14 protein-coding genes (1 of these 14 cut by a window edge) are annotated in these 10,000 nt (G+C 37.5%); 12 read left to right on the top strand and 2 right to left on the bottom strand.

Going from position 1 to position 10,000, the window contains the following annotated elements:
- From P378_RS21315 to P378_RS07440, 6 genes are all read left to right on the top strand, one after another.
- Window positions 1-933, top strand: partial view of a tyrosine-type recombinase/integrase gene (locus P378_RS21315; RefSeq protein WP_180261015.1) — the 3' portion only. Its footprint begins 15 nt before the window's first position; only the last 933 of its 948 coding nucleotides appear in the window; its start codon lies off the left edge, out of view; it ends in the stop codon at window positions 931-933.
- A 17-nt stretch (window positions 934-950) separates the two neighbouring features.
- Window positions 951-1,211 (top strand): tyrosine-type recombinase/integrase, encoded by a 261-nt coding sequence (locus tag P378_RS24050; RefSeq protein WP_099082808.1) that lies wholly within the window; start codon window positions 951-953, stop codon window positions 1,209-1,211.
- Window positions 1,198-1,608, top strand: a complete 411-nt coding sequence (locus tag P378_RS07455) for a hypothetical protein (protein ID WP_180261014.1) — start codon at window positions 1,198-1,200, stop codon at window positions 1,606-1,608. The genes P378_RS24050 and P378_RS07455 overlap by 14 nt, the downstream gene beginning before the upstream one ends.
- Before the next feature lie 11 nt (window positions 1,609-1,619).
- Window positions 1,620-2,195 carry a phosphohydrolase gene (locus tag P378_RS07450; RefSeq protein WP_099082807.1) on the top strand — a complete coding sequence of 192 codons (576 nt, stop codon included), beginning with the start codon at window positions 1,620-1,622 and terminating at the stop codon, window positions 2,193-2,195.
- A 37-nt stretch (window positions 2,196-2,232) separates the two neighbouring features.
- Complete coding sequence (locus P378_RS07445; RefSeq protein WP_207654006.1) at window positions 2,233-2,985, top strand: nucleotidyltransferase; 753 nt, start codon at window positions 2,233-2,235, stop codon at window positions 2,983-2,985.
- A gap of 260 nt (window positions 2,986-3,245) precedes the next feature.
- Window positions 3,246-4,151: an S-4TM family putative pore-forming effector gene (locus P378_RS07440; RefSeq protein WP_099082806.1), complete on the top strand. Its 906-nt coding sequence runs from the start codon at window positions 3,246-3,248 to the stop codon at window positions 4,149-4,151.
- Window positions 4,152-4,201: 50 nt separating this feature from the next.
- Here the strand turns inward: P378_RS07440 and P378_RS07435 are convergent, their stop codons facing one another.
- Complete coding sequence (locus P378_RS07435; RefSeq protein ID WP_099082805.1) at window positions 4,202-4,714, bottom strand: ImmA/IrrE family metallo-endopeptidase; 513 nt, start codon at window positions 4,712-4,714, stop codon at window positions 4,202-4,204.
- Between the two features lie 65 nt (window positions 4,715-4,779).
- On the bottom strand, window positions 4,780-5,202 hold the full coding sequence (locus tag P378_RS07430; RefSeq protein WP_099082804.1) for a helix-turn-helix domain-containing protein: 423 nt from the start codon (window positions 5,200-5,202) through the stop codon (window positions 4,780-4,782).
- 178 nt (window positions 5,203-5,380) lie between these two features.
- Between P378_RS07430 and P378_RS07425 the strand changes: the two genes are divergently transcribed.
- The 6 genes from P378_RS07425 to P378_RS07400 form a co-directional block, all read left to right on the top strand.
- Entirely contained in the window at window positions 5,381-5,971 is a 591-nt protein-coding gene (locus P378_RS07425; RefSeq protein WP_099082803.1) for a hypothetical protein, read from the top strand.
- Between the two features lie 288 nt (window positions 5,972-6,259).
- Complete coding sequence (locus tag P378_RS07420) at window positions 6,260-6,814, top strand: RNA polymerase subunit sigma-24 (protein ID WP_099082802.1); 555 nt, start codon at window positions 6,260-6,262, stop codon at window positions 6,812-6,814.
- 652 nt (window positions 6,815-7,466) lie between these two features.
- On the top strand, window positions 7,467-7,679 hold the full coding sequence (locus P378_RS07415) for an SHOCT domain-containing protein (RefSeq protein ID WP_143338430.1): 213 nt from the start codon (window positions 7,467-7,469) through the stop codon (window positions 7,677-7,679).
- An 81-nt stretch (window positions 7,680-7,760) separates the two neighbouring features.
- The gene (locus P378_RS07410; RefSeq protein WP_099082800.1) at window positions 7,761-9,365 is read left to right on the top strand and encodes a recombinase family protein; all 1,605 of its coding nucleotides are present in this window, start codon (window positions 7,761-7,763) and stop codon (window positions 9,363-9,365) included.
- The gene (locus P378_RS07405) at window positions 9,362-9,790 is read left to right on the top strand and encodes a recombinase family protein (RefSeq protein WP_099082799.1); all 429 of its coding nucleotides are present in this window, start codon (window positions 9,362-9,364) and stop codon (window positions 9,788-9,790) included. The genes P378_RS07410 and P378_RS07405 overlap by 4 nt, the downstream gene beginning before the upstream one ends.
- A gap of 53 nt (window positions 9,791-9,843) precedes the next feature.
- The coding region (locus tag P378_RS07400) for a transposase (RefSeq protein ID WP_143338429.1) at window positions 9,844-10,000 on the top strand (157 nt) is incomplete at its 3' end.

Here is a 10,000-nt window from a genome sequence, read left to right as displayed (position 1 = left end):
AAACATTTACCAATTGCCGAACTGATTGCTGAAACAGATGCCTATATGGTTAGTTTGGGTTACACAATTTCTACGCTAAGGCATCATCGACAAGCATGGAACGCATTAAAGAATCTGGCTATTGCCAAAGGAGAAGTCTATTTTACAAAAAATCTTGGATTTGAATTGCTCCAAGAGCATTACAAAGTCGACCCGTACGCTTCAAGACTAAGCGAATACAAATCTGTTGTTAGAAGATCTGTGATGCTCTTACTGGAGTATCAGATATCTGGAAGCATTGCTAAACGCATGCCTAAGAGTGATGGAGCCTTTCCAGAACAGTTTTCAGAAATCGGCGAGAAATTTTTATCCCATTTAAGTGAACATAAATTCTTAAAGACAGGAACTCTGCGAAACTATCGTCAAGTACTTAGGTATTTGTTCAGTTTTTTAGCTGCTCATGAAGTCAAGGATATCTGCAATGTGGATATTCAGTACATTAACACGTACCTAAAGACGTTTGCCGGTTGTTCCAAAAGTTATATTGATAATTCGACACGGGTTATAGCCCATATGTTTGAATATGCTTACAACGAAGGCTATACTCACACATCATTTGAGTTCCCGGAAATCTCGGTTTACAAGAATAGAAAAATTCCTGAATACTACTCTGCCGAAGAAGTTAATCAAATCTTAAAAGCAGTAGATCGTGCAAATGCTCGTGGAAAAAGAGATTATGCCATGTTAATTCTAGGTGTGCGTTACGGGCTGAGAATAAGTGATATTAAAGCGCTGGAGCTGAATAACATTGATTTTATAAATAACAGAATCAGCATCGTTCAGCAAAAAACTGAAAAGCCTTTAACTCTTGACCTACTGCCTGATGTAGGGTGGGCTATTATTGATTATTTGAAAAATGGTCGCCCCCAATCTGATTTAGCTACTATTTTTTAAGACATACGGTACCGCACATTCCATTTGCAAAGACTGACAACGTAGCCTATATTATAGGGAAATACGCTCAGGCTGCTGGAATTACCAAAAGAAAATCAGGAAGAGCAAGTTTTCACATGTTACGTTATAGCCTAGCGAGCGATTTGCTTGAGCAAAATATTCCAATCACTACTATATCCAACATACTTGGTCATTCAACACTCAATGTAACCACAGCCTATTATAGAACTCCAAAACTGCAAAGAAGATGGTCTTGGAATAGCGATGCCAAAGGGTAAAATTAAGCTTTATAAAGAAGATGATGCAGATCACTCTCTCGAGTTTATCGGTGAAGATCAAATCGATCATACACCGAAGGACGAGTCAATAAAATTGTCCATTGGTAAAGCGTTTGATATTACTTATGAGTACAATGAATTGGATCGCAAGAAGACTGGTGGATTTGAACATTACAAATATGAGTGTATTATTCGAAATCATAAAGAGGAAGCAGTTGATATCATCTTTGAACCATTTATATGGGGTGTTTGGGAAATGGTAGAGTCTTCTCATGAGTATACAAAAAGAACAGCTACTCAACTGGAATATCGAGTAAATGTGGCAGCTAACAATGAAACATTGGTACGAATCGAATACAAAATTGATAGACGTACCGAAGTCGTTGTAAAGAAGTAGGTGATAGAGATATGGAAAACACAGTTGCTAAAAGATATGACAAATTGAAATCACTGGTGGTTAATAGAAAGGTACAGTTTGACGCACTTGTGACTTTTATGGAGGATGAGACTACTTGGCTGACATCACCAGCGAGCACCAAATACCATCTTTGCACAGAAGGTGGACTGCTCGAGCATTCTGTTAACGTAGCAGAATGTATGTTGAAAATCCGGGCAGTGCTAGCTCCAGAAATCAGCGAGGAAAGCTGCGTAATCGTTTCGTTAATTCATGATTTTGGAAAAGTCGGAATGCCGGGTAAACCTCAATATCTAATAAACGAAACCGCTGAAAATCAGAACAAGAGTGGACATAAGCCGGATCCACCGTACAGATTCAATAAGGACCTCACATATTTGAGTGTTCCTGTGAGAAGTCTCTATCTTGCTTCGAAACATGTTGAACTCACAGAACAAGAGGTACAAGCCATCGTTTATCATGATGGGCAGTATGTAGATGATAATCGATCAGTCGCAACACACGAAGAACCATTGACACTGTTGCTACAATATGCAGATAGCTGGAGTGGGTTTGTGGTGGAAATGTAAATAACTATAATGAGTTGAGAGACGAAAGGGGTAAGAAATGGCATCAACTGTAATACAAGCATTTAATGAATTCTTGAAGGATACTGTTAATTTGGATTCAGATATAACAAAAAGAGCTATTAGTAGTCGTGATTGGTTAATGAATCAGATTGCCAATTTCAAGACAAAGGATAGTGATTTCCCAACGTTGTACGAAGATATAAACATCAATTTTGGCTCATTTGCAAGGAAAACAAAGATAAGAGAATTGGATGACATTGATATTATGATAGGGCTAAATGCTCAAAAGTCAACATATATGACATATTCTGATAGAATTGAGATCGCAGTTTCAAGTGATGCTACAGATTTATTAAAATTGTGTCATTCAAATTCTACATCGCTTAACTCAAAAAGGGTCATTAATAAATTTGTTTCTGCCTGCTCAAATGTACCTCAATATAGCAACGCCGAGATTAAGCGAAATCAAGAAGCAGCAGTTTTAAATTTGAGTTCTTATCCATGGAGTTTTGATATAGTACCGTGCTTTATTACTTCTGAAGATTGTTATGGAAAGAGTTATTACTTGATACCTGACGGTAATGGTTATTGGAAGAAAACAGATCCGAGGATTGATAAGGAAAGAACGACTCGGATAAATCGAAATCATGATGGTAACATTCTTCAAATAATTAGGATGCTAAAGTATTGGAATAGAAGAGCAACAATGCCGACTATGTCATCATATTTGCTTGAGACAATGATACTAAACTATTATGAGGGCAAAGCTCAAAGGCTAGCCAATTTGTAGATGTTGAATTTCCAAAAGTAATGGCCTATATATACAATAACATTACGGGGAACGTTGATGATCCAAAGGGCATACAAGGAAACATCAACAGTTTGACTTATGATGAAAGGACTAGAATTAAGAACAAAACAGCGATAGACTACAATGTAGCCATAGCTGCAAGCGAATTAGAACAAAACAAGGACATGAAATCTTCAATCGGTAAATGGGGAGATGTATTTGGGAGTGAATTCCCCAAATATAATTAGGGGGATGAGTGATTGAGTATTAATTTAAGACAGAATAGTGAGTGGAATCTTAAACGCCTCGCGGCACAAAGGCAATTATATTCAGAAGCAAAGCAAGTAATGATAATTCAATTTGTTTTAAGTGGAATTTTCACGGTATCATTAGCGATTTTAGGGAATATAATTGATGAAAAGTATCTTGTTTATACTGTGTTTGCTGCAAGCATCATTATTGTTCTTGATGAGCTTCTTTTATCAAAGAGAATTGACAAAATAAAGGAAGAAGCTGCTAAAATTCAAGAAGAGTTTGATTGTGATGTATTGCAGTTGCCGCATAATGATATCAAGTTTATAAATACCTCAATGTTGGAAATAATACAAGAAAAGTCCAAACTATATATTTCAAAACACAATAATTATGATACTTTGTTAAATTGGTATCCTGGAATTGATGAAGCGGATAACAGATATTACGGTTTGATTTGTCAAGCTACTAATTGTTGGTGGAATCAGACTTTAAGAAAAAAATACTCGGAATTTTTATCAATAACTCTCTCGGCGGTATTCCTGGCATTATTATTTATAGCTATTATCAAAGGGATTACAGTAGCGGTATTTATTATGTCAGTTTTTTCACCTATACTGCCAGCTTGTGTCTTGGTTTATAAAACAAATAGAGATAACTGTAAAGCAATAAGCAATTTAAACCATATGAAAGGAAAGCTTGATGAAATCATAATAAGAATTAAGTCTGGCAATTCATATTCAGATGGACAATTGACTAATGATTTAAGATGCTTGCAAGATATGATATTTGACAATAGGTCATCAAGTCCACTCATACCAAACAAATTGTACTTTAGGCATAGAAATAGGTATGAGGAGATCGCACAAGAAACAAACAAGGAATTGGTTAAGTCTATTCAGACTTATAGTTAATTAAATTGGTTTCTACACAGCAAAAAAGAGCCAGCGAATATGAAGGCTCTTTATTTTCGCAAAAAATCTGATTTCACATCAATCACATTATTGAATTGATACCCTCGAGTATTCAATGAAGATATCTTAATGGCCACCAGATTTATATCGATCGATAAAGCTTTAGCAATTTGCTCAATGTCATACCCATCATGAGCCAAAGTCAAAATCTTATCATCTGGCAAGAGAATCTCTGAAGCAAAAAGATTGGCTTCATACTCCGGACGACTTTTCATATCATAGAGCATGAATTCCTGTAAACAGACCCTTTTGGCTAAATCTTGATGTAGTATATCATGCCCAAGCTCGTGAGCACATACAAGAGTTTTGGAGTAAGAGTCAAGTTTCTCATTTATGACAGCAAAACGGTTTTTCTTAAGATATTTATACATTCCTTTCAAACTTCCGAGGTCTGCATAAAAGACCTCAACTCCAATGGCTTTGCACAATTCAAACGGATCCCGTGTATCATATTTTTTAATAAGCTCATGAACGACTGTCTGAATATAATCTCTATTTGGCATGATAAATTCACCTCCCCCAGTATAACAAGTATAACAAATGAACTATCCCGAAAAACGGACAGTGACTATTCATTAGGCTCGCTGTTTTTTTTGTATTTTTTGGGGGTGTATTTTTTATTGTTATCTTTTGCCTTCCAATACATCTCTGTAATGGCTCTAAATACTTTGTCCTTGTCTTCTTCGCCCAGTTCGCCGCCTGCAAATAGTCCGCCGAGTTCTTCAACAAGCAATTTAGCATCTTTTTTCCCACGTACGCCATACTTAGATGCTGCTTCTACAATAAAATTGTCTTCTTCTTTCATGAGTTCTTCGATTGTGGTGCTTAAAGCAACGCATAGCTTGTTTAGAATAGCCACATCTTTTGGATAACGTTGATTGCTCTCATAGTTCTGAATAGAACGCAATGAAAGTCCGGTTTGATTAGCTAACTCCTGCTGACTCATTTCTGCCAAATTCCTGAGTTCCTTAATTTTATCACCAAACAACATGACTATGACTCCTTCCAGTTTTTTGCATTTAGCATGCAATAATGTTCATAATATTCTGATTGACACAGAACATACGTTCGAGTATAATTTGATTATCGAATATGCAACTTCGTTCGTAATAAATATACCACTACTTGTTGCCAAGAGTCAACATGAAATATAAGGAAGGATTGATGCCATGAGAAAGGAAAGCAGAGTAATGAAGCAATGTGGGTTAATGTTTAAGGGATTGAACATTGATCGTAATTCTGTTCTGCATAAAACAAAATTGCTACTCAAGATATATAGACCCGTTGTTTGGTCAACGTCAAACCGTGTTTTTGAAGTTTGTGAGAGTGCTGAAATGTACTGTAGTAGAACAATGGAGGAAGCACTTGAGTATCTGGCGAATTACGCTCCAGATAACGAACAGGAAAGATTTTCAGAGCGTGTGAAATCGCTTTTTGAAACACAGTGGCTGATTTTGCTAATAGACAACACAATGAATAAAATTTATGAGTATCCTGATAACGGTCAACTGTATCATGAAATACTTAGTAAGCAATACTTGACCGTCTATAAATACACAGAGTTTGAAATGTTGGAGTTATTGGGGCTTGAGCGCAGTACATATTATGACAAAAAGAAAGAGGCTCTTGATTTATTTGCAATTTGCCTATGGGGTTATACTATCCCTTCAATGAGAGGTCTGCTTGGCATTGGTGAGGGATCACTTGAAATACCAGATTTCTTTCAAATCATAAATGACCCGACTAATTCCCGACTATAACCCGATAAAGTTCCGACTAAATCCCTACTGTATTCCGACACTGGACATGTTACACTGACTATGCTGGTGAATTATGGCATAAAATAATTGAATATTGATCTGAGAATACCTCAAAGCCAATTTGGTTTTGGGGTTTTTTAATGCAAAGTTTTAGTAGCAAAGAGACAAGCACAGTTGGAGGTGATTATTACTCATTTTTGTGCTTGTTTACTATACTGAGGCTAGAAGAGCCGAGTCTAACAGAAATGTTATTCTCGGCTTTTTTTCTGCCCATTTTTAGGAGGTCACATGAAAAAGTCACTGCAAGGTTCGCAGATAAGATGCCGAGCTCCTCCATTTTCTGATGTTGATGCAGCCAATCAGAAACCAGAAAAGGAGGAAATCCAGATGGCAACAATGAAAAGAATTCCAAATTACAGAAAAATGTATCCAACGGCAAGTGAAGAGGTGATAGAAGTGTTAAGGCAAGGTGAGAGAAGACTCAGATATTTAGAATATGACATTAAAGTTGAGCGATTTGTTTTGGATGAAACCAAGCAAGTCGCTTTTTTTATTCCAAGTAGGGAGGATTCGCTAGAGCGCTTGATTGAAGCAGAAGAACAATTTGTAGATGAAGAAACCAATATAGAAGAAATGGCAATCAAGACCGTTATGGTGGAACAGCTCAAAGAAACCATGGCACTTTTGAGTGCTGATGAAGTAGAAATGATCAATGCTCTGTTTTATCAAGGTTTTTCAGAACGAGAATATGCCAGAAAAGTTGGTATTCCTCAGAAAACGATTAATGACAGGAAGATGAGAATACTCCACAAACTAAAAAAACTTTTAGAAAATCAAAAATAAATCCGCTCAACCCCCTTTCTCATCGTGGAAGTAAGTGAGGGGGTCTTTTTATTCTCTCAAATGCACCTTGAAAATTTCATATCCGATTTCATAAATACGTTAGCTGATGAGCCCGAAAAGGAAAAGCGACACGGTTAGATGCGCGAAGACCACCTGTAAGGTCAGAACAGATCCATGCAAATGGATTTTTTCTCTTGGGAGAATTTTTCTCTGATTTTATAAATGCGGCCAACAATAAAGGTGCGAGCGGGTCCATCTGATCCAGAAACAGAGAAGTGGAGCAAATGTTCCAGACAGTTCAACTGTTTCGCCATAACCTCATCAGCCTATAATGATACTTCTGCCCAGCCACAGACATCGCAATGGGGGCAGCCTGCGGAGATCCCGGAGGAGGTGAGAATCCTATGATGAGATGAACTGATCTCAGTTTATGAAATCGCCCAAATGTCGTAAAAGACAGTAGCACTGGGGAATTTGTGTAAAATACAGTGCGCATGAATCAAAGAAAACTGACTTAATGTCAGAACCCATGGGGATTACAGGAGTCTATTGACTCACTTTTCTTCTGGTGTTTGTATTACTAATGCCAGGAGAAAAGCAATCCCTATTATTGTGATATTAAGAAAAATTGAAGGGCGAAAGGAGCAGAAATATGGAAAGTGAAATGAAGAAAATAGCCACCGATTCAGCAAAACTACATGGCATGACAAAAGAACAATCCAAGTGTGAAGTTCAATATAAGATGGCGCAAAAGATGTTGGACATCCTGCTCCGAAGAGGGATTGTAACCGAGGAAGAACGAAAAGAAATAGATGAATTGAACCGCCAATCCTTCTCACCACAGCTTGCCAAAGTATATGTGTAAAAACACTTGCTTTGTACAGTGTGTTGGAGTAATGTGTGTTGCTAACAGGGGATGATAGTCCCAGAAAGGAGGAAAACGCATATGACAAAAAAGGTCACTAAGATTGAACCAGTCAGGCATAAGGTGATGCACGAATTAAGACCTAAAAAGCGTGTTTGTGCATACTGCAGGGTCAGTACGGATTCCACCAAGCAACACACGTCCTATGTTGCCCAAGTAGAGTATTATAAGAGCTATATTGGCAAACGTGAAGAGTGGGAATTTGCCGGTATCTTTGCAGATGAAGCAAAAAGCGGTACACAGGTCAAAAGCCGTGACGAATTCATCCGAATGATGAAGGAATGTGAAAATGGGAATATTGATATCATCGTCACTAAGTCAGTCACTAGGTTCGCTAGAAATACCATAGACAGCATTGAAGCTATAAGAAAGCTAAAGGCACTTGGTGTCACCATATACTTCGAAAAAGAAAACATCAACACCATGTCCGAGCAAAGTGAACAGATGCTGACAATTCTAAGCTCAATTGCTCAAGGTGAATCAGAAAGTATCTCCACAAACAATCGCTGGGGAATACAAAAAAGATTCAGAGATGGCAGCTATAATCTCGGCTGTGTGGCTTATGGCTATACGAAAGATGAAGATGGTGAGCTAATAATCAATGAAGATGAAGCTGCAACAGTACGAAGGATATTTCAAGATTATCTAAACGGAAAAGGATCATATGTAATTGCAAGAGATTTGACCAATGATAATGTGCCACCCGTTAGGACTGCCGAAACATGGAATGACAGTGTGGTAAAAGGTATTCTACAAAATCCAATATACGAAGGTGATCTGATTTTACAGAAAACCTACACTACTGAGGTGCTCCCTTACACGAAGAAAATAAATCGTGGAGAGATGCCTCAGTTTTTTATTAAAGACAATCATGAACCGATTATCACCAGAGAACAAGGACAGATGGTTCGTGAAATCTATGAATACCGCAGAAAGCAGATGGGCATCGATGATAGCGGAAAGTATCAGAATCGATATGAGTTAAGCAGTAAGATCATCTGTGAAGAATGTGGTGGAACCTTCAGAAGACAAAAGATATACATCGGGAAACCTTATGAAAAAATTCAGTGGAGTTGTAAAAACCATCTAAACAGTAAAGAAAATTGCAAGATGAAGGCCATCAGAGAAGATATCATCAAAAGTGCCTATCTTACCATGTGGAATAAGCTGGTCAGCAATTATACCTATATCCTAATACCACTGTTAGACTCCCTAAAAAATCTGAGAACCTGTAAATCACAAGAAGACGATATCGAAAACTTAAATCATAAAATTATGGAACTGACTGAGCAGAGCCATATCCTGAGCCGAGTGGTGCAAAAGGGATATATGGACTCTGCTCTTTTTATACAAAAGCAAAATGCACTTAATATCGAGATTGAAGAAACAAAGAAAAAGAGAAATAGTCTGCTGGATTCAAACGGATTTACAAAAGAGATTGAAGGGACCATAAGGCTCCTTGAAATTATCAAATACAATCCTGAAATCATGGATACCTATGACGAGAACCTACTTGCCCATACGGTAGATCATGTGATCATAGGACAAAGTGGAACCATCACTTTTAAGCTGATCAATGGACTTAAATTAGCAGAGCGTATCAGTAAAGGTGGTGAGGATACATGATGCAGCGGCATATGCCCATGGGATACAAAATGGTAAATGGACAAATAGAAATAAATGAAGAGCAAGCACAAATAGTTAAATCGATTTTCATAGACTATATCAAAGGGAAATCATTAAAAGCCATTGCAAAAGAACTGACAGAGCGAGGGATCCTCAATGCCAATAAGAAACCAAATTGGAATCACGGCCCTGTAGGAAAGATACTTCAAAATGTCAAATATAAAGGGGATGAGTTTTATCCAAGGCTTATTGATGAGGATACCTTTAAAAAAGCCCGGGAACTTAGAGCATCTGTAGAGATAAAGCTTGGCAGAACACAGCAATTTAATGCGATGAAAAATCAAAGCATTTTCAGTGGGAAAATCAAGTGTGGTGAATGCGGAGAAACCTATAAAAAGTATATCGAACATGCAGGCAAGCTATAATGGATAAAGAAAACTAGACAAAAAAACAGCTTTATTTAAGGTGGATCGTTGCCGTGAGAAAATCATATTCTGGGGAGTTCAAAGCCAAGGTTGTACTGGAAATTCTCAAGGAAGAGAAAACCATATCCCAGATTGCTTCAGAGTATGGGATTCATCCAAATCAATTGCTTAAATGGAAAAAAGAGGCAATAAGATCTCTGGCAGAAGTTC

This window comes from Desulforamulus profundi (genome assembly GCF_002607855.1).
This window is presented reverse-complemented; position numbering and strand designations above follow the sequence as displayed.

Excerpts from the sequence above, each read along its gene's own strand:
- P378_RS07445 (WP_207654006.1), top strand. The coding sequence starts at position 2,233 with ATGGCATCAACTGTAATACAAGCATTTAATGAATTCTTGAAGGATACT.
- P378_RS07405 (WP_099082799.1), top strand. The coding sequence starts at position 9,362 with ATGATGCAGCGGCATATGCCCATGGGATACAAAATGGTAAATGGACAA.
- P378_RS07420 (WP_099082802.1), top strand. The coding sequence starts at position 6,260 with ATGAAAAAGTCACTGCAAGGTTCGCAGATAAGATGCCGAGCTCCTCCA.
- P378_RS07415 (WP_143338430.1), top strand. The coding sequence starts at position 7,467 with ATGGAAAGTGAAATGAAGAAAATAGCCACCGATTCAGCAAAACTACAT.
- P378_RS07435 (WP_099082805.1), bottom strand. The coding sequence starts at position 4,714 with ATGCCAAATAGAGATTATATTCAGACAGTCGTTCATGAGCTTATTAAA.
- P378_RS07455 (WP_180261014.1), top strand. The coding sequence starts at position 1,198 with ATGCCAAAGGGTAAAATTAAGCTTTATAAAGAAGATGATGCAGATCAC.
- P378_RS07450 (WP_099082807.1), top strand. The coding sequence starts at position 1,620 with ATGGAAAACACAGTTGCTAAAAGATATGACAAATTGAAATCACTGGTG.
- P378_RS07410 (WP_099082800.1), top strand. The coding sequence starts at position 7,761 with ATGACAAAAAAGGTCACTAAGATTGAACCAGTCAGGCATAAGGTGATG.
- P378_RS07425 (WP_099082803.1), top strand. The coding sequence starts at position 5,381 with ATGAGAAAGGAAAGCAGAGTAATGAAGCAATGTGGGTTAATGTTTAAG.
- P378_RS07430 (WP_099082804.1), bottom strand. The coding sequence starts at position 5,202 with ATGTTGTTTGGTGATAAAATTAAGGAACTCAGGAATTTGGCAGAAATG.